A 24,407-nucleotide genomic window follows, 5' to 3' on the forward strand; every position below is an offset into this window, starting at 1 on the left:
TGTTTGTGTGTTCGGGGCGCCATCCCATTCCAATTTGTATCGCAAATTGCCCGCTTCGCGGATGCGAGCGGGCGCATGGGCTGGATTGCCCAATACACCGGTCGGATGACCAGAAAGCACGATCATGAAACTCAAAACTGTAACGATTGAAGGCAAGACGTTTGCCGAGATTCAAGACGGTAAACCTGTCTACCTCCATGACGACGGCAAGGAAGCCGCGTTTGATGCGGTAACTACCGTCGCAACGATCTCGCGCCTCAACGGCGAAGCCAAGACGCATCGGGAAGCAAAAGAAGCTGCCGAAGCCAAGCTCAAAGCCTTCGAAGGTATTGACGATGGAGAGGCCGCCCGCAAAGCGCTGGAAACCGTCAAGAACCTGAAAGATGGCGAACTGGTCACTGCCGGCAAGGTCGAAGAAATCAAAGCTGCTGCAAAAAAGGCTGCGGAAGAGCAGGTTGCACAGGCAGCCAAAGCCAGTGGCGAGCAAATCAAAACGCTGGAGACCGAACGCGATAAACTACGCGACGATCTCTATGGGGAGAAAATCGGTGGTGCGTTCTCCCGCTCGAAATTCATCTCTGACAAAGTGGCTATCCCTGCGGACTTACTTCAGGCTCAGTTCGGTGGCCGTTTCAAAGTCGAGGATGGAAAGACCGTTGCTTATGATGCGGCGGGCAACAAGATCTACTCTCGCAGCAAACCCGGTGAAATTGCCGAGTTCGACGAGGCGCTTGAAACCATCATCGATGGTTATGCACATCGCGATGCAATTCTTAAAGGCGCAGGAAATTCCGGTGGCGGTGCCAAACCCGGCAATGGCGGCGGCAATGGTACAAAATCCATTAGCAGGACGGAATTTGAGGGTCTCGACCCATCAAGCCGCGCCTCCAAGATGAAGGAAGGTTTCACCGTGACCGAGTGAAATCTACTGATTTGCCGCGACCCGGATAGGTGGCGGTGTTCCGGGCTGGATAGCCCAACCAACCCCAAACATCGTCTTATCATCCCTAGAAAGGGCAATTATCATGAACACTATTACGGGTCTTTTCCCGACGCTATACAACGCACTGGATGTCGTATCTCGCGAACTGGTCGGCTTCATTCCCGCCGTGTCGTCGGATATGACATTTGAACGCGCCGCAGTGGGCCAGACTGTTATGTCTCCTGTTGCTCCAGCCTCCGTTGCTACAGACATCACTCCCGGGGTTACCCCGCCGGATGATGGCGATCAGACAATCGGTAACGTGCAGATGACCATCACGAAAGCTCGCCGCGTACCGGTTCGCTGGAACGGTGAGCAGAAGCTTGCCCTCGACAACAATGGCGCAAGCTACAACATCATCCTTCGCGATCAGTTCGCACAGGCCATGCGCACCCTCGTCAATGAAGTTGAAAGCGATCTCGCCGCGCTGCATATCAATGCATCCCGCGCCTACGGCACACCTGGCACAACGCCATTCGCCACAAACCTTGCTGACACTGCTCAGGTCCGCAAGATTCTCTCGGATAACGGCGCTCCGCTGAGTGACCTTCAGATGGTCATTGATACATCTGCCGGGGCGAACATGCGGACATTGACCCAGCTATCCAAGGCCAATGAAGCGGCAGACACGTCTCTTCTACGCCGTGGTGTGCTGCTCGATGTACATGGCTTTGCGATCCGCGAATCCGGACAGGTGAAAACTGCTACTGCCGGTACTGGTGCTGCTGCCACAACCAATGCTGTTGGTTCTGCCGTGGGTGCAACTGTCATTACTCTGGCATCTGCTGGCACTGGCACCTTCATTCAGGGCGATGTGATCACGTTTGCCGGTGATGCAACCAAGTACCTCGTTGCAGTCGGTGACGCTGATGTGTCCAACGGTGGTACGATCACTTTGGCCGCGCCGGGCCTTCGCAAGGCGATTCCGGCTGCTGCAACCGCAATCACCATCGCTGCTGCTTCGGCTCGCAGCCTTGGTTTTGCACGCTCTGCCATTGCGTTGGCGACCCGTGCACCAGCACTTCCTGATCAGGGTGATCTGGCTCGCGACCGTACTTTGGTCACCGATCCTGAATCCGGCCTGACCTTCGAAGTGGCCATGTACCCGCAGTACCGCCAGATGCAGTATGAAGTGTCTCTCGCTTGGGGTGTGAAAGCCGTCAAGCCTGAGCACATGGCTGCGCTGCTGGGCTGATCCGAACGATCGCCGGGGCTTCGGCCCCGGTTCCTCTCCCTCGCTACAATGGAGTTCGCAATGTCGAACGCAACTATTCAGGTAAAGCCATGGTCTGATGATCAGGGCGATTTCGTCATCATCAATGAAGTGGATTTCGATCCGGATTTTCATGAACTGCTCGACGGCAAAGCCAAGAAGCCTGCTGCTCCTTCTGACGGTGGCGCGAAGACGGTACTTGAAGTGCTGGCAATGCTCGATGACGGCACGCCATTCATGTCGTTCAAGTCTGCCGCATCCAAGCTTCTGGGCGATAAGATACCGGCCAAGAAGGACGAAATTACTGCCGCGCTTGAAGAACTTGCAACGAACCCGGTCTAATCCCCCATGAGCAACGTTGTCGATTTGCCGGTCATAACAACACTCGATATCGATCCTGACCGAGTGCTCACGAAAGCCGTGAGCCAACTTGAGCGGGTCATGGTGATCGGCGTCGACAAGAATGGTGACGAATACTTCGCTTCGTCGGCCGCCGATGGTGGAACGTGTCTTTGGGACTTGGAGTGCGTAAAGATGAAGCTGCTTCGCATCGCAGATCGAGATTGAATATGGCCATGATCGTTGAAACCGGTGTCGGATTGCCGAATGCAAATGCGTTCTGGGATGTTGCCAGCGTCGATGCCTATCACTCGACACGAGGTAATGCCGCTTGGACCGGCGATAATGCTCTCAAAGAAGCCGCCATTATCCGCGCCAGCGCGTTCCTGACGGTTTCCTATCAATGGCAGGGATACAAGCTGAAAGGCAGGCCCCAAGCTCTTGCATGGCCCCGCTATGGCGCTGTTGATCGCGAAGGCTGGGCAGTATCGCCGGATGACGTGCCAATCGAGATCAAATACGCAACGGCAGAGGTTGCTTTGCGTGAGTTGGTTTCGCCCGGCTCCATGTCGCCAGACTTTGTTGCATCCGAACAGGTGAAGCGTGAGAAAGTCGGTGAACTTGAGACTGAATACCTCAATGCAAATACATCGGCCGACGGTGCGCGCCCTGTTCTTTTGATCGTCCGTGATCTGATCGGAACGCTGCTTCGCGCTGGAGCTGGGAATGCCTTGGTCGGACAGGCATTCAGAGCTTAATCCTAGTGTGTCAATCGGTCATTATCTGTAAGCAGTTTCGTGTCAACCGTCCTGCTTAACAAAGCAGCGAGTTCGCTGGGAACAGGTTGTCCCGGAATGTGGTCAAAATGCCGTATGTCAGTCTTCCTATCAGCGAATTGATATAACTCAAATTTATCCACGTTAATTTCAAGTTCAATTGGCAATGGCTTTGTGAATGACCAACTTAGACAAATTGTAGGATAGTAGCCGGGACCTATATCGTCAGGCGGTTGGAGCCGATCTCTCGCGAATGAAATAAAATCGGCAGCACTTTGAACTGTGGCTGGCAAATATTCTGATTTACGCGCAGCGATGATGCGTTCGATCTCCATTGTGATTTCATCCCATGTGAACACGATCGAACCTCCGCCGCAGTTCCTATTCAGACTGCAGGTATCTTAATGTTGAAGTTTGATTACGCCAAATCACAGAACACAGCTCTGCGGCTGCTCGATAAGTTCGGCATGACCGGCCAGATCGTGCGCGAGACGCCGGGCACCGGTCCTGCTTACGATCCCGGCGAGCCTGTCATCACGTCATATCCATGCACGCTTGCAGTGCTCAAGTTCGACAACAAGGATATCGACGGAACACTCGTCAAGGCGACCGATAAAAAGGTTTATGTGGCTGCAAAGGGACTGGCAATCGTTCCGACCACAACCGACCGACTTTCAATCGTTGGAGCGCAGCACACAATTGTACGGGTCATGCCGCTCAATCCGGCAGGGATTGTGGTGTATTTTGAAATTCAGGCGAGGGCGTAATCAGATAAACTTGGCGAGCCAGCGAATTGCCCACCGTAGCGCAAACCCAAGCAGACAAATCAGGCTGGCAGCAAAATACAACCCGATGAGCATCGGGGTATTGTTGTATACGTCGCTTCCTTCCGTGAAATAGCTCCACGTAACCGCTGCGCACATCACCGCTGCCAATGCCAGAAAGCCCCAATAAATCTGCGCGGCAAACAGATTGAGCATTGTGTACTTCATTGGGGCGCACTTAGTTTAGACATCGCCGCGTGTTCATCCATTCGGGTCAGAATTGCGCCTATTCCCAATGTGACGCTGCCAAAGCCTATGCCGGCAGTGCCAAAGAGTTGGTGCAATATGGATTCCGCAAACACGATGCACCAAAGACCGACAAGCAACTGGATCGCCCCAAGCACATAGATTGCGGCTTTCGTGATCGTTCTTGACATTGGTGGTTCTCCCTAAACTGGGTCGCTGCGGTGCTACGCAGCCTAACATGGGATAAAGGGGTTTCAATATGCTCAAGCGCCTTTCCCCCCGCGAGAAGTTCGAGCAGCTTATTGCCGACTTCGAACCTCTCCTGCGCAATGCCTTCATGGAGAGCATTGCCGACATCAAGTCGAACATCCAGATCAAGCGGATTGTGGAAAGGCTTGAGCGAAACGATATCGCAGGGGCGATTGACGCGCTTTATCTCGACCCGGCAGCATTTCGTCCGCTAGATCGAGCCATGGCTCAGGCTTTCGAGGGCGGCGGCGTATCAACTGTCTCAAGTATGCCAATGGTTCGCGAACCGGACGGCGCAAAGCTGGTTGTGCGTTTCGATACTCGCAACCATCGGGCAGAAGCTTGGCTTCGAGACCACAGCACAAGCCTGATCAGAGACATCATCGCCGATCAGCGAGTAGGTATAAGTACCTACCTGACAGAAGGGCTTGAAGCGGGACGGGGACCGCGCGCCGTAGCGCTTGATATTGCTGGCCGCCTCAGCCGGGCAACAGGACGCCGTGAAGGCGGTATCGTCGGTCTGACGAGCACACAGGCGAAATACGTTGCTACAGCGCGTGGTGAGCTTCTCTCGGGCGACCCCGAGCAATTGAAGCATTATCTGACGCGGGGACGCCGAGACAAACGTTTCGATGCAACGGTGCGCAAAGCAATCTCTACCGGCAAGCCAATCCCGGTTGAAACAGTCGACCGCATGACGACACAGCAATACGCCAACCGGCTTTTGCTGCTCCGTGGCGAAACGATTGCCCGTACCGAGACGATGGGCGCATTCAATGAAAGCCAAATGGAGGCTTATCGCCAGTTGATCGATAGCGGAGCGGTTGCTGAAAGTGTTGTGCAGCGTGTTTGGCATACTGCTGGCGACAGTCGGGTCCGCGATACTCATCAAGGGATGAACGGGCAGACAGTTAGTTTCAGAACGCCGTTTCAATCTTCCAATGGTCCATTGCTTCAGTATCCCGGTGATCCAAGTGCGCCAGCATCTGAAATCGTTAATTGCCGCTGTCGCATGAGCATTAAGATCGACTTTCTTGCGGATTTGGACTGATGGCCGAACAGGGTTCATTCTCAGCAATTGTTTCCGATTGGACGCTCGAAACGAACAAGCGCCTGATCGCTGTGTTTCGCACATCGGCGAGCATGGTGATTGAGGAAATGCAGAAGACCAACAAGCAGGGCGGTTTGAACCGTCATGATCTCGGTCATCACGTTGCATCGCTTCAGGTAGGCATCAATACGCCGCCGCAAGATGCAATCCGAAAGGCGCCCGATACACCTGCCCAGCCATTCGCAATGGGCGCGGTTGACGCTTCCATTGCCGGGGCGGAGTTGGGCGACACAATCATGGCGTCGTATGGCATGGCCTATTCGCTCCGGCTTGAATACGGATTTGAAGGCACGGACAGCCTTGGACGGACTTACAATCAGCCGCCTTACGCTTTCGTTCGAACAGCCGCACAGCGTTGGCCAGCTATCGTCGAGAGGGCCGAAGAGATGGCCAAGGCGCGCGTCGCAGCAAGGAATGCATGATGGCTGCTTCAACAATTGAGGGAATTATCCCGGAAGCGCTGCTCGATCATCTTTCGAGGCTGGTGTTGTCGCCTGTCTTGCCGATTGCCTACCCCGATGTACCTTTCACACCGCCATCATCGGGCTATCTCAAAGCCTATTACATCCCGAACGGTAATGAGCGCATCTGCATCACGCCGGGCTCTCCAAACCGGTATCAAGGCATCCTGCAGGTGACAGTCGTTTTCCCAGCAGGGCAGGGCGCGGTAAGGCCCAATGATGTGGCTGGCCAGATTGCGAGCCACTTTGCGGAAGGCACACAGTTGCAAACCGCTGCCGGTCCAGTCCGCATCGACAAGCGACCAAGTGTCGAACGTCCAATCCAGGACACCAACCGCATCCAGATACCAGTCTCGATCGACTGGGTTGCCTATCTCTGAGGCAAAGCCGTTCCCATCCCTTCGGCAAGGATAATCAAAGCAAAAGGAGGCCACCATGGCCAATCTGTACCCGGTCGCCGGATGCCGAATTTATGTCGGCCCTGCGGTGGACCTTCCCGACGTCGATGTTGTCGCGGCTGATTTCACAGCCATCACTTGGACTGAAATTAAAGACTGGACCCAGATGGGCGCATTCGGCGATGCCGCCGCGCTCATCACGACGCAGCTCATTGACCGCAAGCGGGACGTGAAACAAAAAGGCACAAGAAACGCAGGCCAGATGCAGAACGTCTTCGCTGTCTTGGCGAGTGATCCCGGTCAGATCGCGCTCATTGCTGCTGAGAAGACCGACCAGAACTATCCGTTCAAGATCGAACTTAACGATAAGCCGGCCGTTGGTGCAGCACCGAAGAACTCGCTGAGGTATTTCATGGGCCTTGTCACCTCCGCTCAGGAAGCAGGCGGCGCGGCAAATACCGTGCAGAGCCTCAATTCCACGGTCGAAATCAACACCAACATCGTGAAAGTCGCGGCCTCGGCCACGTAAGGAGATCGTACATGAATACCAAAACACAGAAGATCAACGATCTCTCCGCTTTCGATAGCCTGAAAGATGCGCAGGAATCGGGCATTGACGTTGAGATCAAGGATCCTGCCGGTCAGCCAATCGGCATCTCGATCAAGATCGCCGGACCAGACAGCGAGCGCCAACGGAAAGCCATTCAGGCAATCACAAATGAGCGCATCAACAACGAAGACCTTGCAGCGGCCACAGCCGAGGATTTTGAGCAGAGAACGCTCAAGATCATCGCGGCCAGTGTCATCTCCTGGTCGCCAATCGTTCTCGATGGCGCCGATCTTCCTTACTCGGAAGAGAATGCGATCCGCCTCTTTACCCGCTTCCCATTCATTCGTGAGCAGGTCGAGAAGAAGGCTGGTAAGCGTGCGGTTTTTTTGAAGCGCTCATAGCAGCGCTTCGAAAGGCTATACGCGATAACCACGTTAATCGGCGGCCGCGCATTCCCGCCGCCGGTCAACACGTCTGGGAATGGTTCGTCTATCTCGACCGTAAGCGCTTCCACAATGGCTACAGCTACCTGCCAATCGGTCATGTAGAAATCGACGCATGGGCCAGATTGTCTGGCGAAACGCTTGCACCATGGGAATTGCGCGCATTGAGCGCAATGGACATGGAGAAGATGATCCTGCTCAACGCATCTGAGGACGAAAGCAAAGACGTTGTGTCATCAAGGCCAATGACTGTGGAATTGTTTGATGCTCTGTTCTAGATAAGTGATGCGATGGTTTGAATTAAACGCGAACCCAGAGAGCAACAATGCGCAGTATTCTATTTGTTCCTATATGCATCCTAGTTCTCGCTGCAGATGCCGCTGCACTGCCTAAAACTCTCACCGCTGCACAACTGGTCGATGTTTGCAGCTCATCGACAGTTTCAGATGCGTCCGGGAAAGGCGATCATTTAGGTTGGCAAAGAATGAGTGAAGCGGATACCCATGAATGGCGTACCAGCTTCCTCGCCTACAATGGCGGTACCGTCGACGCGATAGGATGGCGGCGCGGAGAAGGGGAACGCGATGGAAGTCTATCGTTCTGGATCGCAACGGGGCCAAATGCTCATAAGGCATGTATGTATAGTGTTGGTGATCCAACCGGTTTACTGGATGATCTAACTGCGCGCTTAGGCACTCCGAACACCCTTGATAAAAAGGATTTTGGTGCCACCGCTTCTTGGAAACAGGGTTCTATGGAAGGCTACTATTCTCAGACAGGGCAGTCAGCCATTGTCAGCATCAGCTATAAGAATTGAGCTTTGCCGATAGTTGGAACGTGAAACCTGCAAAAACAGGGTGGGGGATTCGCGTCAGTCTTCGGGGGCTTGTCTTTGAGTGGATTGAGCGGCTCGTAGGATTAGGCTGAAATCTATTTCTTGACCCTTACCAAGGCATGCCTGAAATCAAGCGTCTCGATGTCATATACAGTGATATAGATGTAGTCATCTCTGAACATTAGAGTGGCCCAACAGACGTGGATAATTCCTCGTTGGTCAGAGTCGAACGCTACAAGCGTATTAAGCGGAAGAAAGTGTCCTTTCGGATTTTGCATCAGTATTTCGGCTGCCCATCGCCGATTAGTCACCAGTTCTCTGGCATCATCTAAAAGCGCATCATTTCTTGATCCGGGCGAGTCCCTTTTGTCTTTATCCGTGATCTGAACAGTGTGCGACGCAAGCTCAGATAGGTTTTCGAATAGTATCTCTAAGGCTTTGGTCAGAGAACCTGATTGAAAGGGCTTAAACAGTGCGCCATCAACCCAGCGGTCACCGGATACATTGCTGATCAGTCGACTGTGAACGTCTATGACCGACATGGAGCTGAGTTCATGTGGGTTTTCGGGTAACCATCCATCATTTTGTGGATGCTTCTGCAGAAATGCAGCTAGGACAGCGGGATCAATTTCGAGCGATTGTATGAGGATCGCGATCTCCTTTCGCACGGGATGATACTCATCGTATTTTTCATCGTAGAACTGTTGAGGGCTAAGGGTTTTCAGCACCTCAATTGCCGATAACAAACGATCCTCAAACTCAGTTCGGTTCATGTTTGTATCCCTTCACGGATGGAGCTGATCAACGCTTGAACGTTGCCATTCCCCGATAGTTTATCATCTTGTTCAGGGCCGCACCGAAGCGAATTCGGTGGAGGATATCTGACACAGTTAAAGGATCAATAGATGACCATAGCAAGTCTTGGCTTGGCCGTTGACAGCGGGCCAGCCGTGCGCGCCACCGTTGATCTGGATAAATTGGCTGCAAGTTCTGCAGTTGCTGAGCAGGCCGTCAATAAACTTGGTACAACTGCTCCGGCTGCTTTGTCTAAGGTCGCTATCGGAACCGGGCCAATAACTCAGAAACTGCGAGAAACTGCATCCGAAGCCGAGAGCTTTTCCGCGCGGGTATTGAAAGCGCTAAACTTTCGATCAGGCATTGGCAACGCATCGGAATTTGGCGCGTTCAGCAAGCAACTCGACAATGCAAATTCATCCCTTGGGCGTGTCGGCAATTCTTCGAAACTGACAGCAAACCAATTGTTGAACCTTTCTCGCCAAGGCAATGACGTCATTACGATGTTTGCACTTGGCGCCCCGGCAATGCAGATATTCGCTTCTCAAGCTGGTCAGATTTACAGCGCTCTGGAAGAGGGGCCGGGTGGCCTGCGCGGGTCGTTAAAAGCCCTTGGCGAGGGCATTGTGGGTTTGGCAACCAGATTTCCGCTTGTAACAGCAGCAATAGCTGCCGCTGGTGTGGCTGCAGGAACGTATGCTCTATTGGCACCCAAATCGCTCATGACTGTCGATGAGGCCTTGGAAAAGCATCAAGAACTCATCCAGAAAATTGCAGATCGTTGGCCTGGAGCGACCGAGGGACTTAAGCGTTACACCGAGGAAAGCACGTCTTTGCTTGCTGCGAATGCTCGTGAGCAAACCGGAGTACTGGAAAAGGCTGCGAAAGACGCCGCGCGAGCTTTCTCCAGCGAGGTTCTTCTCAGCTCTGCAATTACCGGTGGCGCCAGTTACGACGGTGTCGCGACAAGATTCAAACCGTTTGAAGATGCTATCAAGCGCCTGCGCACTGAAGTTGCTGCGGGTCGGCCAGACTTTCAGGAATTCTACAATCAGGTCAATCAGATCGTGGATACTAATCCGGCTGGTCTTACGAAGATTGGTGATGAAACAATCAAATTGGCTGGAGCATTAGAAGGTGCTGAACAGAAGGCGGCTGCCGCGCGTGCAACGATAGGACTCCTTGGCGGTGTCGCCGCGGCACAAATTGAGCAGATCAGCCAATTCACAGCAGCGATGCGCGAACTGGCAGGCATCTCGCTGCCAAAACTCGATGATAGGCAACTCGCCAAATATCAGTACGAAGTTGCGGTCAATCGCGCTTCCAATCGCGAGGATAAGGATTCTGCCTATCAAGCATATCAGGATGCCCTTGCTCGTATTGATGAACAGGTGCGAATGGAAAATACTCCCATTCCGGCCGACAAGCCAAACCAAGAGTCTTTCGCTATTCCAAAGGACGTGGGAGCGGCCAAAGCAGCCCGCGAAATCGAATCTGCCAAACAAGCCTATGACCGACTATTGAAGTCTGCACAGGATCGTGTGGAACAGAGCAAACTTGAGGCCGACACGGCCGGTCTTACCGGAATTGCCCAAGACACGCTCAGGTTCAAACTTGACTTGCTTCAGAAGAGCCAAGCAAAGGGTCGCTCACTCACTGAAGATCAAACGAAAGCGCTCCTTGAGCAGGTAGACGCATACGAAAAGAATGCTACTGCCGCTGCAAAAGCCACACTTCAGGCCGATCTCATGTTCGAACGGCAGCAGATGTTCCGATCACCAATTGACCAGACAATCGCATCTACGCTCAAAGGCGCAGGGCTGCCGGTAGATTTCGATTCCTATGAAGCTGGGCTGATCCGTACAAATGAGAAATTGAAGGAAGCCCGTGCACTTGCCGGTGACTTTGCGTCGACGTTCATTCAAGGCATCGAGAGCGGAAAGTCAGTCTTCGAAAGTCTCGGCGATGCAGCACTCAGCGTGTTGGATAAGATCACCGATAAACTGCTCAACGATGTGCTTGATGCCTTGTTTCAGGTTGGTACTGCCGATTCTGGTAGCGGCGGCGGAATTCTTGGTTTCCTCGGTAGTCTATTCGGTGGAAGCGGTTCCTCTGCTTCATCCGATCCTTGGGCCGGAATGCGAATGGCTGATGGGGGTGCCTTCTCGGGCGGCGTGCAAGCTTTCGCTAAGGGCGGTGCATTCTCCAATTCCATTGTGAACAGCCCGACGTTGTTCAAGTTTGCCAATGGAACGGGCCTTATGGGCGAAGCAGGTCCAGAAGCAATCATGCCGCTCAAGCGGGATAGTTCTGGTCGCCTCGGAGTCTCCGCTGGCACTGGCGCTGCTGCGAACAGCAATCAGTCAGGCAACATGCGTGTGACAGTTGGTGTGTCGGTCGACAACGATGGAAACCTTCAAGCATACGTTAAAAATGTTGCTCAATCGGAAGGGCAAAACGCTGCTGTGCAGGTTGTGACCGAACGCGAACGGCAACGTGAGGACCTGTATAATGCTGGTGGCAATCCTCGATAATTAGGCTGTTTCGATCAAGTCAAACACGACATCGTCGCTGATGGTAGACCATGAACGGACAACGTCGCACAGCTTATCAAATGCATAGGTCGATATTTCTGCGTAGGTCAGTTCCGGGTTCAACGGAATACCGATGATGATACTGGAAAAATATTCCTGCCCGAGCGAAGCATCTTTGTAAGCGAGTTCAAACTCAGCGTTGTACCGGTCATTCAAGGGTACGATTTTCTTCAATCGAACTTTGGAAATAGTCATCTGATCCTCATTTGGTGATTCCGCCGTCAATAACAGCCAAACTATCTCACGGGAGTGCCAATGCCTACCTTGATCACGCTGCCTTCTTCAAAGTTCGTTGAATGTGATTTCAAGCCGGTTCGTCCACGCGATACGAACCGTATGGAGAGCCGCAAGACTGAATCTCAGACGTTCGGCACGCCATATTGGACGGCAAGTTTCCGGCTTGGCGCTCTGACCGATATCGAGCAAGGCCAGATGCGCGCATTCATGATGCAGGCCGGGGATGATGGCGAGGTTTTCGCGGCCTACGATGCAATGCGCCCACGCCCTGTTCTGATGGACACCGGAAAGCCGCTGTCTGGCACAAAACAGGGCGGCGGTGCTTTCAATGGAGATGCGGTACTTCAATCCATATTGAATACGCTTCTGATCACAGTCAGCGGTCTTCCGGCGGGTTTCAGGCTTTCACCTGGTGACTATGTTGAGATTCGCAAGACGCCCACAGTGCGCTCTCTTCATGCGATCACTTCCGCTGCGACAGCAAACGCATCCGGCACTTGCACATTACCGATCAAGTATGCACTCGACCTACAAACCTTCACACTGCCTTGCACTGTTCATTTCGAAAAGCCATCCTGCACTATGCAGATTGATCCCGGTAGCTGGCAGGGGCCGAAATCATGGGCTGCGCGTGAACCAAGTTTCTCGGCAACTGAGGTATTCTACGCTTGAGCCTGAGTCGCAAAACCGAGGATGAAACTTGAGAATTGCAGCATTTCAACGAACCGCCATCTTTGATGACCCTGAGGCCACGAGTAAAATTGTGCTTGCCGATCTGCGGTGGGCAGAAAATGAGGGCATTGATCTTGCAGTTTTTCCGGAGTCCTTCTTACAGGGACACTCATATTCCGAGGAACTCACTCAATATCGTGCCTTGTCGATTGATGATCCCATAATTGAGAATATTGTTCAGCGTTCTACAGGGAAAACAAAGGCGGTACTTGGTTATTTCGAACGGCGACAGGAAGGTGTTTTCAATAGTGCATTTGTGTTCGGGGAGGGACGCCTATTAGGAAATTATGCGAAAAGCCATCCGAGAGAGAATGGGTGTCTGCCAGGAACAGCTTTCCCTGTTTGGAAATCAGGCTGCTGGAAATTTGGTGTGAACATCTGCAAAGATCTTGATTATCCGGATGCTGCAAAAATGCTTGTACATCAAGGTGCACAAATCATTTGTTGTCCAATGAATATGATGCTCCGTCCTCACAAAGCCCCTTTATGGCGTGAGCCAGCCCTTAAACAGTTTCAAACGACAGCGCGTAACACAGGAACGTGGGTCATTGCCTCTGATGTCGTGGGTACAAACGCTGATGGATGGCTCAGTTTTGGTTGCACGATGATCGCAAATCCGTGTGGAGAAATTGTTGCTCGAGCAAGAGAATTGATGGACGACGTAGTCGTTTTTGACCTGCCTGAGACACCATAACCTTTATTGGAAAATAGATGAGTATAGTGCTTGATCCTGCCGTTCAGGCGGCCGTCGATGGCGGGCAAATCCGCCGCCTCGATCTGATCCGCTTTGATCTCCCCGGAAGAACCGTGGGTTATCACCGGGGAGGACGTCCGTTCACTTACAACGGCCTGACCTACATTCCGAACAGGTTTCTTTCTGCGGGGTCAATGAGCAGCGCGCTTGGCGTGGCAGTTACCACTCGGACGATTACCTTCTCCAACATCCCGACCGCTGATGTGAATGATGCCATCGCGAAGATCGAGGAATTCAACTACCTCAATGCTCCTGTGATCATTGCCCATCTTTGCGGCGATCCAGCTACCGATCAGGTCTTGGGCGTACTCGCATCGAGTATTTATGAAATCGACAAGGTAAAGTTCAACAAAAGCGCGATTTCGGAAGGCGGCGAACGCAATCTTACGCTTTCCATTGACTTGCAGCCGCCGGGGCGTTCGGCGCGCGGCTCGACACAGGTAAAACGGTCTCAGGAAGAGCAGCAGTTCGACAACCTCTCGACAGATACTTGTCTAGAATACGCATCCGTCACCGGTAGCCAGCCGGTTGAATGGGGCCAAAAATCTGGTTGAGTGGCTTATATATTAGTTTTCGGCACCGCATATAGAGTGCCGTTTCGCTTTTCGAAGCTGAAGCGTTCAGGAGCTTTTACAAATGGGGCAAGGTAAGCCTCAGGTGTCAGCGACACATCAAGATCTATGCCGTAATAATCACGTGCGATGGTCCTGTCAAAAGCCCACAGACTGATGGCGTCCAGCGCCACACCGCTCACTATGGCATTGAAATTGTACTTAAACTCCGTCTCACCTCCATATGCCAAGGCTATGCGACCGCCCCATTCCAACGTGTAGGTATCGTCGCCTTGTCGATTGTGCAAATGAATCCGATGGTCTGCCACTGCATCATGTCCCAGAAGGTAGGTTCCGAATGTCTGACAATCAAAATAGTTGTCCCAATTGATAGGTAGAGGGTCCGCTTCGAACGAGTATTCCGGCAATCTGAAATCGAACGGCACTGTCCCATCGGAAACAATGATACCGGGACTTGAGCTCGACTGGCTCATCCCCATCCAACAAGAGCCATAGTTGTTCCAGGCAATTTTGGATTCCCAATCACTGTCGACGTCATCATCTTCTTCGGCAACGATATGTGTACCGTCCGCTTCATAATACTTCGCTGTGACGAGATCAAAACCAATTGCCAAAACCGGATCGTACTCATTTTCCGTTCCGTCGCGCAACACCATGTCCACCGCTCCAACCCATTTACATGAAACAATCCGGTGGCCCTGAGGCCAAGGATTGCCGGGGAAGAATATCCGTCCGTCTACGGTCTTTGATGTACCCATGAACAAAGTTTAGCATTCTCATGGGGAGTGTCCAGACGGAACTCTGATCGTTTGTTTGGCTGCTCTCGCAAGAAAGATACCTTCCATGACCAGATTTGAGATTGTTGCAGCTACGCTTCGTGCGGAGATGGCGAAGCCGTATACCTACGGCATAGCGGATTGTTTCTTTCTCGGTATTGCCATGATCGATGCACTTGCGAAAACCGATCACCGGAAGACTTATTCCAAGGATTACAGAACGATCCTTGGCGCACAGAAAGCACTGCGCAAGCGCGGTCATAAGTCACTCGTCACGTTCTTCGAAACGATTGTGGAGCCGTGTGCGCCCGCTGCTGCTCGTATGGGCGACATTGTTATCCTTCAGCTTGGTCCCCATGAGCACGTCGGGATTTGTCTCGGCTCACGGTTCGTCACCAAGACCGATCATGGCCAGTCCTATCACAACCTGAGCGACTGCATCGCAGCGTTCCGCGCAGGATAAGCATTCATGCCAATTTTTACTGCCATTGCCGGTGCAATCAGCGCCGCGCTTTTTGCTGGCTCGGCATTAGCGACCACGCTCATTTCGGGTGCGCTTGCCTTTGGCGCCAAGCTGGCGTTCAGCTATCTCAACCGGCCAAAGCAGCGCAAATACTCAGCGGTTCAAGGCGAAATCCAATACGGCGCCGATGTGCCAGTTGGCGCAATGTTCGGCACCGGTATGACGAAAGGCCACCGGATATTCTATGCCAAGTATGGCAAAGGAAATAAGTTCAACAGTGATATCTATGTGCTGTCGAACGGCTGGTGCGATGGGCTCGACGGCATCTATTTCTATGGTGAGAAAAAGACGCTGGTGCCCAAGCCTGTCACTGGCAACGAAACAGCATGCTTTGGCGTCGATGGCTTTGACGACAAGATCACGATCCGTTTCTATGATGGCCGTCCGGGGCAGGGTGTTGATACCAAACTTGTATCAGTCACAAACCTTCTCGGTCGGAAGTGGCAGGCCACGAGTGTTTGCGCAGGTCTTTGCTACGTCGCTATTGATCGCGAATACAATGCGGACAAGTTCGAAAAGGGACCGCCCGAGTTCAGCTTTATCCTGCGTGGCCTCCGTCTCTACGATCCGCGAAAAGACAGCACAGTCGCAGGCGGTTCGGGTTCGCACCGGCTCGACAACCCTGCAACTTGGGAATTCAGCAAAAACCCTGCTGTGCAACGATTGAACTATCAGATTGGCCTCAAGGGTCAGGTTTCAGGCCGGACGTTGATCGGCGAAGGTAAGTCGATGGGACAGCTCGACCTATCGTCCTATTTCGCCGCAATGAATGTCAGTGACACCATCAGGAAGGGCAAGCCGACCTATCAAAGCGCCATCTATGTTCAGGGTGACGATGATCATACCGAAATCCTGAAAGAGTTCGATGACGCCATGGCGGGCTACGGTCTAAACCGTCGTGGTCTGTCGGGTGTCATCCCCGGCGCACCGCAAATCCCGGTCTTGGACATTGCCGCAGCGGATATCCCGATTGACCGTGCGCAGGAAGTCAGCAAGCGCAAATCCGCCTTTGAAATGTACAACATGATGTCCGGTCAGTTTACCTCGCCCGAAAGCCAGTGGGGTGCGGAAAGCTTGAAGCCTATTGTTGTGAACGCAGACATTGCCGCTGACGGAAGGCGCAGGCAGACTTCTAATGACTTCCTGCAGGTTTCCGACCCGGATATCGGCCAGTATCTGCTGAACATTCGATATCGACAGAACCGCAAGGGCGGACAGGCGACAGTTCCTGTCAGTCGCCGCGTTGGCTTGAAGGTACAGGAGGGCGAGTGGGTTACGTTTGACGGCAAGACTTGGCTGATCACGGAATGGCGATCCGATGAGAGTTTCCTATTCACTCTCGTGCTTTCTGAGACTGGCGCAGATATCTATTCAGACGGCGACATTGATCCGGGTCCGATCATTATTCCGCCGTCACCGCCGATCAATCCGTCAATCCTTTCGACAATCCAAGATTTCAAAGTGGAAGTCGGGGTGATCAATGGTGAGGATGGTTTTGAAAAACCCGCACTTCGGTTTGACTGGCAAGCGCCCGACGATCCAACAATAACGGAAGTTCGTTTTTCCTATCGCATTACCGGAACAACTGTTGAGTTTCACGATAAGTCCTCGGAGCCCGAATTAGGCAGCGACGAGCCAGGTCGAGCAGGTTTCATCACCTCAAAGGATGTGCAGTCCGGTGTGTTCTATGACGCACAAGCTACAATTACGACGGTTCCGGATCGTTTCAAGACCTATACTCCTTGGATCACCACAACCATCAAGACCAGCCGTGAAACTGTCTATATGCCGGGTGTCGTCGACGGCGTCCTGCAGCGCCTGAATGCCAAACTTGACTGGATTGGCAAATCTATCCGGTTTGGGGATGAAGAGCGTCAGCGGTTAAATGATCTGGTAGCAGAGGCTGGCGCTCAATCGTTTGATGACCGAAAGGAAATCACGGCAACAGTTGGCGCATTCAGTGCCAGCTTTTCAGATCAGATCACAGTCGTTGCGTCAGATACTGCGGCTGCGGTGTTGCAGGTTGTCCAGTTAACGGCTCGCGTGAATGATCCATCGAAGGGGCTCGATGCGCTTTCCCAGATAACGGACACACTGTCGGCAACTGTTTACGATCCGGGTACGGGCCTTGCCGCTGTTACCAATCGGGTCAATGTGACCGAAGCTCGTGTTGGTAACTTCTACGCCAATGGAATTCTCAGATTTGAACAGGTGGCAACTCAGGCTGGAGCGCAATCAACTGCTGGATTGAGTGTTGCGGCGAATGGTACTGGTCCAGCATCGCAGGCGGCCTTGTTTCTAAGCGCGATAGCTGGTGGCACCAGTGAAGTCGGCATAACCGCCGACACGTTCTATGTGGTGCAAGCTGGTGCAAAGCGTCGACCATTTATTATTCAGGGTGGCGTTCTCTTTGCCGATGAGTTGCGGGTCAACAAACTGGTGTCGTTGTCGGCTTCTTTAGGTGCGGTCGACATCAGCGAAGCAGTGATCGGCAATCTGATTGTCGGCACAAGCAATCTTGGCATCAACAGCGTGACGGGCTTCACCACGGCCAGCGGAACGGTCAACAATGATACAATTGGTGGCACCGGGAATCATGTCGTCAATCTGACTGCTTCTGACATGCTGGCTCCCAATCGATCACTGATGCAAATTCAGTGGTCCGGTTCATTCAGCCCATTTGCTGGCGGCGCAACGACCTACGAGATTTCGGTCATCAACACGACGACTGGTGTGACAGTCTATTCAAAGGCCTTTGTGATCAACAACCCGAACACTCCAATGGCTGCCATTGACTTCTTCTTCGGTCAGAACTCGGCTGGCAGTAATACGTTTCAGGCGAAAATGACCCAAGGTCTCGGGCCGCTACCTGGTAATCCAAACACCAACATCTTCAATGTCACGCTGACCGCCCTTTGGTGGAAGCGCTAACCACTCATCTCAACATTCAAACTTCGACAGTCACCCGCCACGGCGGGGAGGAGAGCCTATGTCAAAACAAGACGAAAATGCACCATCAGTCGAAAGCATTGAGGAGATGGTGGCGCCGAGTGAGCCCGCGATCATCCTCGTTGATGAAGCCGAAGAAGCCTACGCGCTGATTGAATTTTACAAAACGCGTGTCGTCATTCTCCGCGCCGCTCTGCGGCGTGAGCAGCAAGTGACAAAAGACCTCACAGACAAGCTCGACCTTGCCAACAAGGGCCTTGAAGAGGTGCGTGGTGAAATCGCCGAACTCTCCAGGGCAACACCTGTCGAGAAAACAGGAAAGGCGCACTGATGGCTGACAATCCTGATATCACCGCTGGTACAGCCTCAGTCACAGTGGGTACAAAGATCGTTACCGGTGTCGGTACGTTCTGGAGCACCGACGAAATCCGCGCGGGTGATCTATTCGCAAGTGATGGTTATCCCGGCGCGCGTATTGACACGGTCAACAGCGATACATCAATCACGCTCAAGGATAACTGGCGCGGTGCCACACTTCCTGCCGGATCGAGCTACTATATCCGTTGGCAGCCAGACAGTTCCCGCTACTCGGTCATGCTTGCAGCTGTGCGAAAGATATTGACACAGCCTTTGCTGACAGCTTTTGCCGGTTTAACTGCCGCAACAGATACGATTGCGTACTTCACTGGCTCGGCCACGATGGCGACAGTTGCATTCAAGGCGTGGGCACGTTCATTCCTCGGCCTGACCATGGCATCTGACAAGTTGCCGTATGGTACGGGTACGGCGACCATGGCGCTGACTGACTTCACGGCGGCGGGCCGTGCATCTGTCAATATCGCTGGCACAGCCGCTGCCGACAAGCTGCCTTATCTCAATGGGGCATCTTCTGCCACTTTGACTGATTTGACGTCATATGCGCGGACATTGCTTGACGATGCAAATGCGAGTGCAGCGCAAACCACCCTTGGCATTTCTACATTCATTAAGACGCTAATTGCGGCAACTGACGGCAATACCGCTTTAGCAGCGCTTGGCATTACCAAAAGCCTTCTTGGGAATGGCTATTACAGATTCCCGTCGGGCTTGATCGTTCAGTGGGGATCGGTGAACAACGCTGCCACCGATTTTGCGCAACCATTCCCGATTGCATTTCCAACGATATGCGCAGCAGTTTCTTGCATGACCACATACAATCCCGGAACGCCAGCGTTCACTTATCAAATTACGTCCTCAAACGTTATCTCTGCATCGTTTGATGCCAGATGCCGTGTGATTAATGCGGGTTCAGTAACAGCACAGGGCAACCTTCCATTCATTTTCATGGCTGTAGGATTCTAGATTATGCTCAAATTTGCAATCTTCACCGATGACGGTTTGCCAACGGCTTTTTATTCTGAAGATGTCCATGGATGCAGGCTTTCACCGGTCTTTGGCCCATGGCCGCAGCGCAATCGATATGGCCCTGTACCCGAACCAACCGACGACGAAGCCAACCCATCCGCTCCCATCGTTGGTACGGAAGATGATCCGGAGCAAATTCCGCCTGTCGTGGGGCATGTGGCCAATCCAGATTGCTTGATACCTGTAGATGCAATTGAAATCACCGATGAACAATGGCAGGAATTGATCAGCAATAGCGGGCGGCGCAGATGGGTTGATGGCAAAGTGGTGGTTTACGATCCGCCGCCCGTACCGCCTGTCATTCCAGATAGGCTTTCACGCCGTCAATTCCGCTTGCAACTCATCGATGCGGGCTTGCTTGAACAGGTTGAGGTTTGGGTTTCCGCACAGGATGTTCGCACGCGCGCGGCTTATGCGGACAGTGGATCATTTCTTCGAAGTGATGAAATGCTGCTAGCCGGTTTTGACGCATTATCGTTCACGTCAGCCCAGATTGATGAGTTCTTTGCCGCAGCGAGCACGCTCTAATTCGGGGAAAAGCGAGACCCGGCCACGCGTCTTCAGTTCATCGCCGGGTCTCTACGAGTGGCCGTCAACGGGGGTTTCCATGCTACTCGCTAGATTTCAAACGCCCCTGATCTGAGATTGGTTCCACAGTCGGGGCCGGGGCTCATCGCCTCCGCAAGAAGAAAAAGAATATCAGAATCACAACTATAAGCGGAACACCCAACCACCATAGTACTGCTGCTGTAAGCATCTGAATTACCTCCAATGTTTGAATTGGATAAACGGTATTCGCCTGCAGTGGTTCCATTTGGGCCTTCCTGACTTCCTGATAGCCGAGTTTCTTTCAAAACAAGAGAATGACCATGAAACCCGTCCACAACTGGCGGGGTGTACTGCGCTGTGCGTGGTCCATCCGTCTGATGATCCTTGCTGGCCTGTTGTCAGGCGTTGAAGCGATACTGCCGCTGCTTGACGGCGTTCTCCCAATCCCTCCCGGCATCTTTGCGGTTCTGACCCTGATCACGGTCGCAGCTGCCTTTATCGCGCGCCTCGTGGCGCAGAAAGGACTTTCCAATGACAAGTAGGTTGAAAAAGGCTGGTATCGGCCTGACCGTCGCCGGGGCGCTCGCAGTGAGCTTCATCGGCGGCAAGGAAGGTATGAAGACGAAAGCCTATCTCGATATCGTCGGCATACCCACGGTGTGCTTTGGCGAGACGCGCGGCGTGAAGCTGGGTGATCAGTACACGCCGGCGCAATGCAGAGAACAGTTCGGCGCGGCGTTGGTCGACTATGAGACGGGCATGCGAGCTTGTCTCAAAGCGCCTGACGCGATTCCTGCCAAGCCTTACGTCGCGTTCCTGTCCGCTTCGTACAACATCGGTGTTCCGACCTTCTGCCGATCCAGCATGGCGCGCCTTGCCAATGCCGGGGATCTGCGCGGGGCGTGCAACGCGTTGATGCTCTACGTCAATGCAGGCGGGCGGAAAGTGCAGGGGCTGATCAATCGCCGCATGGACGAAAAGAAGCTGTGCCTTGAAGGGATCAGCCGATGATCCTCGCGGCGCTCAAATACTGGCAAGTGATCGTCGGCGCCATTCTCGGCGCTCTGATCGCATCTGCTCCCATCTATTTCTATGGAAAGAACGCTGGCGTTGAACAGGCTGCAATCACTGCTGCCATTGATGCAGCTCAAGCCTATCAGGAAAGGGCAAAAACCAATGAGATTATCAATTCTCTCGACGCTGTTGCTCTGTGTATCGAGCTTGGCGGCATGCCAGACGAATGCACCACCGAGTTGCGCGGGCTGGCAAAGGATCACAGTCAAACCGGCAACAGCGGTCTACCTAGCGGGAAATGACGTTCCGGCGGGGCAGGGCATCGCCGCACACAATGCATTCGGCAGAACAAGGAAGTGCTGGTGATGGACAAAGATATACAGTGGCTTATCGGCATCTCTGCGGGCTTGTTCACCTTCCTGGGCGGGACAATTATCGCTGCCTTTCGCTCACTCACAGCCTCGCGCGAGGCAGGAGACAATGCGCTCCATGACCGGATCAATCGTGTTCGCGACGAGTATGTGCGCCGTGTAGATCACGATGGGCAGCAGACGCGGACCGATGATGCGATCAAGGAACTACGCGATGAAATGCGGGAGGGGACGCGAGAAACCAATAGGCGCCTTGATGCAGTATTGGCCGCGTTAGCTCCGGGAAAAAGGCAGCAATTCTAATTAGGTCTGTTCAATCTTGTTCTGCTTTTGGAAATATCCGTACAAACAACGGCTCGCCTGTTTTTGTACTAAGTTGGCATTCAATCGCAATCTTCGGGCGAGATACGTTTCCGTAAGACTGTTCATTCTTCGCGTCAGCGAGACAGGATTTTGCAAGTTCGACGACGTCTCGTTTTTTTAACCCCGAGAATGCTTCACCCGCTATACCGAGGATACTCCACCATGCGTTTGGTGGCGCGTTTCCTTCATCGTAAGAGATTTCAATTCCATCAAATTGCCTTAACTCGCTGGTTCTGTCACAGACAAAACCAAGCTTTTCAAAACTCTCGATCTTTAACGCGTAGTAGCCAAGGCGTCTTTCTGTGACAGTTGCGCCTAGCGCGTCCACGATTTTCGCGGCCATTTTATCGCACTTGGCGCTCTGCTCAGGGTCGACAATACGGGCGGCAACTGAGGGGCTTGCCACTAACAAAGCAGCGATCGCCAGCAAGGCAATGACTTTCATTGAAATTGTGACTCCCCCGTCAAACAAAGAAAATTTCATCTGCGTTACACTAACCACCTTTTTATCTGCGAAAGAACGTGGACAACAGATTCAATGGTCGGGATAAGAAAATTGAGAAGGTGAACGGCGTTCTGACAAAGATCATGTGGCTGTTCGTGTCAGCGATGATCTTGGGGTTTGTAGTGTTTGTGATTAATGGGGGCTGCGGGTTCCATGAGCCTTTAACGGTGGCTCGTATCGGAGGAGAACCAGTTCTGGCTCTCTCGATCTTGTGCGTGGATAGTAAAAATTGTCCGTTTTAGCAATCAACAATCGCTTCCATCAGGCCGGGCCATTCTTCACTTAAAACTAGCTCCACGAGCTTAGGAGGTAGTTGTACCCACTCCACGATTTCGTCAATAGTTCGCTCTCCAGCGTCCATCGCTAGGATCGCTACATCTCTCGCTGCCAGAGGAAATAAGATAGCTAAAGCTTGGTAAATAGCCAATTTATCTACGGCGGCCATCAAGTCGGCCAATCCGTAATCCTCAGTTGACAGTGGACCAAGAAGTTTTTCGACGAGGCTTGAGACTTCTTCCACTTTATCAGTGCGTTCATCTTTACCGTCACAAAGGTGTATTAGTTCTTTGCAACAAATAAGACGCTGCCAGCCAAGATCGACATTTTGGCTATACACGATAAGTGTAACGAGGTGAGGAGCAGCATAAACAGCTGGATGTTTGGTGAACTGATAGAATATTCCCCGCACTTTGCCGGGATCTGTATCGGCTGGCGAAAGAATTATCTCATCTTGAATACCAAAATTGACCAGCACATCGCTGGCTTCTGTCACCTCGATCGGCAGTTCAATTCGGCCAGCAAATGTATCAATCAGCTTCTTACGCATCACATCAGTCAAAAAAAAGGCCCAAGTATGAAACTTGAGCCGTTATGATTCTATGCTCGAAATCAAGCTTTAACTAAAGAATTAAAAATCCTCAAGTCTTGCCGCTTGCTTTCCTGTTACCGGAGGCACGTGTTTACAGCCACCCTTCATTACAGAATCCAAGGCCTCAGCCGCAGAATCTCGCAGCTGAGACACTGTTAATCCGCGGTCGGTTCCGGGGAAAAACTTTATGTTAATAAGCTCTCTCCCCTCATTGAAGAGAATGGAGTCGAGCCGGTCGATCGTCATGCTCTCATTCATCTACTTGCTCCTTGGTTTACTTGAAACGTAGTGTGCCGTTTCAAGCTTAACGAAATATGCTACAGACAGGTCTACGTCCTATATAGGCAGTCATTGTGACTCTATAAAGACGGGGCCGTTAACTTCTAGACACAAAAAAGTCAACCGGAAACTAACGTACCTGTGTTGAAATGATACTAGTCTCACTTTCATGGGTTGGAAAGATGCTTCCGTTGCATTTTTCATTACGAGACAAATTTGCAACTTACCCATGTTTAAGTTGAGTGTATTTCTCTTATCATAAGCCTAAGCTGGTGAAATCATGTTCTATTTTCTATAAAAATTTGACGTTTACGTCAATAGAGATATCGAAATATATATAATTTCTGTCCCGTAAGTGAACAAAGTACCTTTAAAATTCTGACGTATAGGTAAGAAAATTTATCAACTGGATATAAGGTAAATTCATTCTACGCAGGTGAATCTCACCAACTTGTCGTAATGCGTATGATTTTGGCACTAAGCGAACAATTGTAACTTATTGTGCTATCGAATCGTTTTTTAATGCCGACGGTCGTGGATTCGGCTCCCTACCCTCACTGATATGATAGCTCTGCGTTAAGAATCGCAAGTTAGTCTGCTACTATTACATCGTACAATTCCCCAACATAGCACCCTACCAGTTGCCATCCCAGGCGGAATATTCCAGCGCAATTGCTGTGCTGCTCGGTTGTACTTCAGGGATCGTAAACGGTGCTCAGAAGTATCTCAACAGCTGCTTGTTTGGGGTTACTGAA

General features: G+C 52.3%; 34 protein-coding genes. 26 read left to right on the forward strand and 8 right to left on the reverse strand.

Translation table 11 applies throughout. The features are described from left to right. The first annotated feature begins 124 nt into the window (after positions 1-124). From AB4Y96_RS09275 to AB4Y96_RS09295, 5 genes are all read left to right on the forward strand, one after another. Positions 125-922 (forward strand): DUF6651 domain-containing protein, encoded by a 798-nt coding sequence (locus AB4Y96_RS09275; protein WP_441916861.1) that lies wholly within the window; start codon positions 125-127, stop codon positions 920-922. 103 nt (positions 923-1,025) lie between these two features. Next, the gene (locus tag AB4Y96_RS09280) at positions 1,026-2,177 is read left to right on the forward strand and encodes a hypothetical protein (RefSeq protein WP_441916863.1); all 1,152 of its coding nucleotides are present in this window, start codon (positions 1,026-1,028) and stop codon (positions 2,175-2,177) included. A 60-nt stretch (positions 2,178-2,237) separates the two neighbouring features. Further along, positions 2,238-2,537: a hypothetical protein gene (locus AB4Y96_RS09285; protein ID WP_441916865.1), complete on the forward strand. Its 300-nt coding sequence runs from the start codon at positions 2,238-2,240 to the stop codon at positions 2,535-2,537. A gap of 6 nt (positions 2,538-2,543) precedes the next feature. Next, on the forward strand, positions 2,544-2,762 hold the full coding sequence (locus tag AB4Y96_RS09290) for a hypothetical protein (RefSeq protein WP_441916867.1): 219 nt from the start codon (positions 2,544-2,546) through the stop codon (positions 2,760-2,762). A gap of 2 nt (positions 2,763-2,764) precedes the next feature. Then, positions 2,765-3,292, forward strand: coding sequence for a DnaT-like ssDNA-binding protein (locus tag AB4Y96_RS09295; RefSeq protein WP_441916869.1), 528 nt, complete (start codon positions 2,765-2,767; stop codon positions 3,290-3,292). Positions 3,293-3,294: 2 nt separating this feature from the next. On the opposite strand, the gene AB4Y96_RS09300 is transcribed toward AB4Y96_RS09295, so the two are convergent. Next, positions 3,295-3,645 carry a hypothetical protein gene (locus AB4Y96_RS09300; RefSeq protein WP_441916871.1) on the reverse strand — a complete coding sequence of 117 codons (351 nt, stop codon included), beginning with the start codon at positions 3,643-3,645 and terminating at the stop codon, positions 3,295-3,297. A 69-nt stretch (positions 3,646-3,714) separates the two neighbouring features. Here AB4Y96_RS09300 and AB4Y96_RS09305 point away from each other — a divergent pair, with 69 nt between their 5' ends. Then, positions 3,715-4,077: a hypothetical protein gene (locus AB4Y96_RS09305; protein ID WP_441916873.1), complete on the forward strand. Its 363-nt coding sequence runs from the start codon at positions 3,715-3,717 to the stop codon at positions 4,075-4,077. Here the strand turns inward: AB4Y96_RS09305 and AB4Y96_RS09310 are convergent, their stop codons facing one another. Beyond that, a complete protein-coding gene (locus AB4Y96_RS09310; RefSeq protein ID WP_441916875.1) occupies positions 4,078-4,302 on the reverse strand; it encodes a hypothetical protein in 225 nt (74 codons plus the stop codon). Next, positions 4,299-4,511 carry a hypothetical protein gene (locus AB4Y96_RS09315; RefSeq protein ID WP_441916876.1) on the reverse strand — a complete coding sequence of 71 codons (213 nt, stop codon included), beginning with the start codon at positions 4,509-4,511 and terminating at the stop codon, positions 4,299-4,301. The genes AB4Y96_RS09310 and AB4Y96_RS09315 overlap by 4 nt, the downstream gene beginning before the upstream one ends. Positions 4,512-4,579: 68 nt before the next feature. Between AB4Y96_RS09315 and AB4Y96_RS09320 the strand changes: the two genes are divergently transcribed. Genes AB4Y96_RS09320 through AB4Y96_RS09350 form a run of 7 tightly spaced genes read left to right on the forward strand, consistent with a single transcriptional unit; the run spans position 4,580 to position 8,349 of the window. Next, entirely contained in the window at positions 4,580-5,620 is a 1,041-nt protein-coding gene (locus tag AB4Y96_RS09320) for a phage minor head protein (RefSeq protein ID WP_441916878.1), read from the forward strand. Next, positions 5,620-6,102 carry an HK97 gp10 family phage protein gene (locus AB4Y96_RS09325; protein WP_441916879.1) on the forward strand — a complete coding sequence of 161 codons (483 nt, stop codon included), beginning with the start codon at positions 5,620-5,622 and terminating at the stop codon, positions 6,100-6,102. Before AB4Y96_RS09320 ends, AB4Y96_RS09325 begins: the two co-directional genes overlap by 1 nt. Next, positions 6,102-6,521 (forward strand): DUF4128 domain-containing protein, encoded by a 420-nt coding sequence (locus tag AB4Y96_RS09330; protein ID WP_441916880.1) that lies wholly within the window; start codon positions 6,102-6,104, stop codon positions 6,519-6,521. The genes AB4Y96_RS09325 and AB4Y96_RS09330 overlap by 1 nt, the downstream gene beginning before the upstream one ends. A gap of 55 nt (positions 6,522-6,576) precedes the next feature. Further along, on the forward strand, positions 6,577-7,068 hold the full coding sequence (locus AB4Y96_RS09335) for a hypothetical protein (protein WP_441916882.1): 492 nt from the start codon (positions 6,577-6,579) through the stop codon (positions 7,066-7,068). Positions 7,069-7,079: 11 nt separating this feature from the next. After that, positions 7,080-7,490 (forward strand): hypothetical protein, encoded by a 411-nt coding sequence (locus tag AB4Y96_RS09340; protein WP_441916884.1) that lies wholly within the window; start codon positions 7,080-7,082, stop codon positions 7,488-7,490. 17 nt (positions 7,491-7,507) lie between these two features. Further along, positions 7,508-7,810, forward strand: coding sequence for a phage tail assembly chaperone (locus tag AB4Y96_RS09345; RefSeq protein WP_441917013.1), 303 nt, complete (start codon positions 7,508-7,510; stop codon positions 7,808-7,810). Positions 7,811-7,857: 47 nt separating this feature from the next. Then, entirely contained in the window at positions 7,858-8,349 is a 492-nt protein-coding gene (locus AB4Y96_RS09350) for a hypothetical protein (protein ID WP_441916886.1), read from the forward strand. Between the two features lie 113 nt (positions 8,350-8,462). On the opposite strand, the gene AB4Y96_RS09355 is transcribed toward AB4Y96_RS09350, so the two are convergent. Then, positions 8,463-9,140, reverse strand: a complete 678-nt coding sequence (locus AB4Y96_RS09355) for a hypothetical protein (protein WP_441916888.1) — start codon at positions 9,138-9,140, stop codon at positions 8,463-8,465. A gap of 132 nt (positions 9,141-9,272) precedes the next feature. Between AB4Y96_RS09355 and AB4Y96_RS09360 the strand changes: the two genes are divergently transcribed. Next, positions 9,273-11,696, forward strand: coding sequence for a phage tail length tape measure family protein (locus AB4Y96_RS09360; RefSeq protein ID WP_441916890.1), 2,424 nt, complete (start codon positions 9,273-9,275; stop codon positions 11,694-11,696). On the opposite strand, the gene AB4Y96_RS09365 is transcribed toward AB4Y96_RS09360, so the two are convergent. Beyond that, positions 11,697-11,951: a hypothetical protein gene (locus tag AB4Y96_RS09365; protein WP_441916892.1), complete on the reverse strand. Its 255-nt coding sequence runs from the start codon at positions 11,949-11,951 to the stop codon at positions 11,697-11,699. A 60-nt stretch (positions 11,952-12,011) separates the two neighbouring features. Between AB4Y96_RS09365 and AB4Y96_RS09370 the strand changes: the two genes are divergently transcribed. Genes AB4Y96_RS09370 through AB4Y96_RS09380 form a run of 3 tightly spaced genes read left to right on the forward strand, consistent with a single transcriptional unit; the run spans position 12,012 to position 14,033 of the window. Next, positions 12,012-12,665, forward strand: a complete 654-nt coding sequence (locus AB4Y96_RS09370; RefSeq protein WP_441916893.1) for a hypothetical protein — start codon at positions 12,012-12,014, stop codon at positions 12,663-12,665. Between the two features lie 28 nt (positions 12,666-12,693). Further along, complete coding sequence (locus AB4Y96_RS09375) at positions 12,694-13,419, forward strand: carbon-nitrogen hydrolase family protein (RefSeq protein WP_441916895.1); 726 nt, start codon at positions 12,694-12,696, stop codon at positions 13,417-13,419. 17 nt (positions 13,420-13,436) lie between these two features. Further along, positions 13,437-14,033: a DUF2163 domain-containing protein gene (locus tag AB4Y96_RS09380; RefSeq protein ID WP_441916897.1), complete on the forward strand. Its 597-nt coding sequence runs from the start codon at positions 13,437-13,439 to the stop codon at positions 14,031-14,033. A gap of 5 nt (positions 14,034-14,038) precedes the next feature. On the opposite strand, the gene AB4Y96_RS09385 is transcribed toward AB4Y96_RS09380, so the two are convergent. Further along, a complete protein-coding gene (locus AB4Y96_RS09385) occupies positions 14,039-14,707 on the reverse strand; it encodes a hypothetical protein (protein WP_441916899.1) in 669 nt (222 codons plus the stop codon). A 187-nt stretch (positions 14,708-14,894) separates the two neighbouring features. On the opposite strand from AB4Y96_RS09385, the gene AB4Y96_RS09390 reads away from it, so the two are divergent. From AB4Y96_RS09390 to AB4Y96_RS09430, 9 genes are all read left to right on the forward strand, one after another. Further along, positions 14,895-15,290, forward strand: coding sequence for a DUF6950 family protein (locus AB4Y96_RS09390; protein WP_441916901.1), 396 nt, complete (start codon positions 14,895-14,897; stop codon positions 15,288-15,290). A 6-nt stretch (positions 15,291-15,296) separates the two neighbouring features. Further along, on the forward strand, positions 15,297-18,281 hold the full coding sequence (locus tag AB4Y96_RS09395; protein ID WP_441916902.1) for a phage tail protein: 2,985 nt from the start codon (positions 15,297-15,299) through the stop codon (positions 18,279-18,281). Positions 18,282-18,339: 58 nt separating this feature from the next. Then, on the forward strand, positions 18,340-18,630 hold the full coding sequence (locus AB4Y96_RS09400; protein ID WP_441916904.1) for a hypothetical protein: 291 nt from the start codon (positions 18,340-18,342) through the stop codon (positions 18,628-18,630). After that, a complete protein-coding gene (locus AB4Y96_RS09405) occupies positions 18,630-19,640 on the forward strand; it encodes a gp53-like domain-containing protein (protein ID WP_441916906.1) in 1,011 nt (336 codons plus the stop codon). The genes AB4Y96_RS09400 and AB4Y96_RS09405 overlap by 1 nt, the downstream gene beginning before the upstream one ends. Positions 19,641-19,643: 3 nt before the next feature. Beyond that, positions 19,644-20,231, forward strand: coding sequence for a hypothetical protein (locus AB4Y96_RS09410; protein ID WP_441916908.1), 588 nt, complete (start codon positions 19,644-19,646; stop codon positions 20,229-20,231). Positions 20,232-20,572: 341 nt separating this feature from the next. Continuing rightward, positions 20,573-20,794, forward strand: coding sequence for a DUF7940 domain-containing protein (locus tag AB4Y96_RS09415; RefSeq protein ID WP_441916910.1), 222 nt, complete (start codon positions 20,573-20,575; stop codon positions 20,792-20,794). Beyond that, entirely contained in the window at positions 20,784-21,263 is a 480-nt protein-coding gene (locus AB4Y96_RS09420) for a lysozyme (protein WP_441916912.1), read from the forward strand. Before AB4Y96_RS09415 ends, AB4Y96_RS09420 begins: the two co-directional genes overlap by 11 nt. Next, positions 21,260-21,568 (forward strand): hypothetical protein, encoded by a 309-nt coding sequence (locus AB4Y96_RS09425; RefSeq protein WP_441916914.1) that lies wholly within the window; start codon positions 21,260-21,262, stop codon positions 21,566-21,568. Before AB4Y96_RS09420 ends, AB4Y96_RS09425 begins: the two co-directional genes overlap by 4 nt. Before the next feature lie 63 nt (positions 21,569-21,631). Further along, positions 21,632-21,940, forward strand: a complete 309-nt coding sequence (locus AB4Y96_RS09430) for a hypothetical protein (RefSeq protein WP_441916916.1) — start codon at positions 21,632-21,634, stop codon at positions 21,938-21,940. 10 nt (positions 21,941-21,950) lie between these two features. On the opposite strand, the gene AB4Y96_RS09435 is transcribed toward AB4Y96_RS09430, so the two are convergent. Both AB4Y96_RS09435 and AB4Y96_RS09440 read right to left on the reverse strand, forming a co-directional pair. After that, on the reverse strand, positions 21,951-22,445 hold the full coding sequence (locus tag AB4Y96_RS09435; RefSeq protein WP_441916917.1) for a hypothetical protein: 495 nt from the start codon (positions 22,443-22,445) through the stop codon (positions 21,951-21,953). A 298-nt stretch (positions 22,446-22,743) separates the two neighbouring features. Beyond that, positions 22,744-23,331 carry a hypothetical protein gene (locus AB4Y96_RS09440; RefSeq protein WP_441916919.1) on the reverse strand — a complete coding sequence of 196 codons (588 nt, stop codon included), beginning with the start codon at positions 23,329-23,331 and terminating at the stop codon, positions 22,744-22,746. Positions 23,332-24,407: the final 1,076 nt, after the last annotated feature.

Source organism: Phyllobacterium sp. TAF24, from assembly GCF_052113785.1.
In the GTDB taxonomy this organism is placed as follows: domain Bacteria; phylum Pseudomonadota; class Alphaproteobacteria; order Rhizobiales; family Rhizobiaceae; genus Phyllobacterium.

What these genes read in the sequence shown, in the direction of transcription:
- AB4Y96_RS09350 (WP_441916886.1), top strand. Translation starts at nt 7,858, where the DNA reads ATGCGCAGTATTCTATTTGTTCCTATATGCATCCTAGTTCTCGCTGCA.
- AB4Y96_RS09380 (WP_441916897.1), top strand. Translation starts at nt 13,437, where the DNA reads ATGAGTATAGTGCTTGATCCTGCCGTTCAGGCGGCCGTCGATGGCGGG.
- AB4Y96_RS09295 (WP_441916869.1), top strand. Translation starts at nt 2,765, where the DNA reads ATGGCCATGATCGTTGAAACCGGTGTCGGATTGCCGAATGCAAATGCG.
- AB4Y96_RS09390 (WP_441916901.1), top strand. Translation starts at nt 14,895, where the DNA reads ATGACCAGATTTGAGATTGTTGCAGCTACGCTTCGTGCGGAGATGGCG.
- AB4Y96_RS09335 (WP_441916882.1), top strand. Translation starts at nt 6,577, where the DNA reads ATGGCCAATCTGTACCCGGTCGCCGGATGCCGAATTTATGTCGGCCCT.
- AB4Y96_RS09340 (WP_441916884.1), top strand. Translation starts at nt 7,080, where the DNA reads ATGAATACCAAAACACAGAAGATCAACGATCTCTCCGCTTTCGATAGC.
- AB4Y96_RS09410 (WP_441916908.1), top strand. Translation starts at nt 19,644, where the DNA reads ATGCTCAAATTTGCAATCTTCACCGATGACGGTTTGCCAACGGCTTTT.
- AB4Y96_RS09440 (WP_441916919.1), bottom strand. Translation starts at nt 23,331, where the DNA reads ATGCGTAAGAAGCTGATTGATACATTTGCTGGCCGAATTGAACTGCCG.
- AB4Y96_RS09415 (WP_441916910.1), top strand. Translation starts at nt 20,573, where the DNA reads ATGAAACCCGTCCACAACTGGCGGGGTGTACTGCGCTGTGCGTGGTCC.
- AB4Y96_RS09355 (WP_441916888.1), bottom strand. Translation starts at nt 9,140, where the DNA reads ATGAACCGAACTGAGTTTGAGGATCGTTTGTTATCGGCAATTGAGGTG.
- AB4Y96_RS09420 (WP_441916912.1), top strand. Translation starts at nt 20,784, where the DNA reads ATGACAAGTAGGTTGAAAAAGGCTGGTATCGGCCTGACCGTCGCCGGG.
- AB4Y96_RS09430 (WP_441916916.1), top strand. Translation starts at nt 21,632, where the DNA reads ATGGACAAAGATATACAGTGGCTTATCGGCATCTCTGCGGGCTTGTTC.
- AB4Y96_RS09305 (WP_441916873.1), top strand. Translation starts at nt 3,715, where the DNA reads ATGTTGAAGTTTGATTACGCCAAATCACAGAACACAGCTCTGCGGCTG.
- AB4Y96_RS09425 (WP_441916914.1), top strand. Translation starts at nt 21,260, where the DNA reads ATGATCCTCGCGGCGCTCAAATACTGGCAAGTGATCGTCGGCGCCATT.
- AB4Y96_RS09325 (WP_441916879.1), top strand. Translation starts at nt 5,620, where the DNA reads ATGGCCGAACAGGGTTCATTCTCAGCAATTGTTTCCGATTGGACGCTC.
- AB4Y96_RS09360 (WP_441916890.1), top strand. Translation starts at nt 9,273, where the DNA reads ATGACCATAGCAAGTCTTGGCTTGGCCGTTGACAGCGGGCCAGCCGTG.
- AB4Y96_RS09320 (WP_441916878.1), top strand. Translation starts at nt 4,580, where the DNA reads ATGCTCAAGCGCCTTTCCCCCCGCGAGAAGTTCGAGCAGCTTATTGCC.
- AB4Y96_RS09370 (WP_441916893.1), top strand. Translation starts at nt 12,012, where the DNA reads ATGCCTACCTTGATCACGCTGCCTTCTTCAAAGTTCGTTGAATGTGAT.
- AB4Y96_RS09400 (WP_441916904.1), top strand. Translation starts at nt 18,340, where the DNA reads ATGTCAAAACAAGACGAAAATGCACCATCAGTCGAAAGCATTGAGGAG.
- AB4Y96_RS09435 (WP_441916917.1), bottom strand. Translation starts at nt 22,445, where the DNA reads ATGAAAGTCATTGCCTTGCTGGCGATCGCTGCTTTGTTAGTGGCAAGC.
- AB4Y96_RS09385 (WP_441916899.1), bottom strand. Translation starts at nt 14,707, where the DNA reads ATGGTGTTGCGCGACGGAACGGAAAATGAGTACGATCCGGTTTTGGCA.
- AB4Y96_RS09330 (WP_441916880.1), top strand. Translation starts at nt 6,102, where the DNA reads ATGGCTGCTTCAACAATTGAGGGAATTATCCCGGAAGCGCTGCTCGAT.
- AB4Y96_RS09365 (WP_441916892.1), bottom strand. Translation starts at nt 11,951, where the DNA reads ATGACTATTTCCAAAGTTCGATTGAAGAAAATCGTACCCTTGAATGAC.
- AB4Y96_RS09300 (WP_441916871.1), bottom strand. Translation starts at nt 3,645, where the DNA reads ATGGAGATCGAACGCATCATCGCTGCGCGTAAATCAGAATATTTGCCA.
- AB4Y96_RS09290 (WP_441916867.1), top strand. Translation starts at nt 2,544, where the DNA reads ATGAGCAACGTTGTCGATTTGCCGGTCATAACAACACTCGATATCGAT.
- AB4Y96_RS09395 (WP_441916902.1), top strand. Translation starts at nt 15,297, where the DNA reads ATGCCAATTTTTACTGCCATTGCCGGTGCAATCAGCGCCGCGCTTTTT.
- AB4Y96_RS09405 (WP_441916906.1), top strand. Translation starts at nt 18,630, where the DNA reads ATGGCTGACAATCCTGATATCACCGCTGGTACAGCCTCAGTCACAGTG.
- AB4Y96_RS09285 (WP_441916865.1), top strand. Translation starts at nt 2,238, where the DNA reads ATGTCGAACGCAACTATTCAGGTAAAGCCATGGTCTGATGATCAGGGC.
- AB4Y96_RS09275 (WP_441916861.1), top strand. Translation starts at nt 125, where the DNA reads ATGAAACTCAAAACTGTAACGATTGAAGGCAAGACGTTTGCCGAGATT.
- AB4Y96_RS09315 (WP_441916876.1), bottom strand. Translation starts at nt 4,511, where the DNA reads ATGTCAAGAACGATCACGAAAGCCGCAATCTATGTGCTTGGGGCGATC.
- AB4Y96_RS09310 (WP_441916875.1), bottom strand. Translation starts at nt 4,302, where the DNA reads ATGAAGTACACAATGCTCAATCTGTTTGCCGCGCAGATTTATTGGGGC.
- AB4Y96_RS09280 (WP_441916863.1), top strand. Translation starts at nt 1,026, where the DNA reads ATGAACACTATTACGGGTCTTTTCCCGACGCTATACAACGCACTGGAT.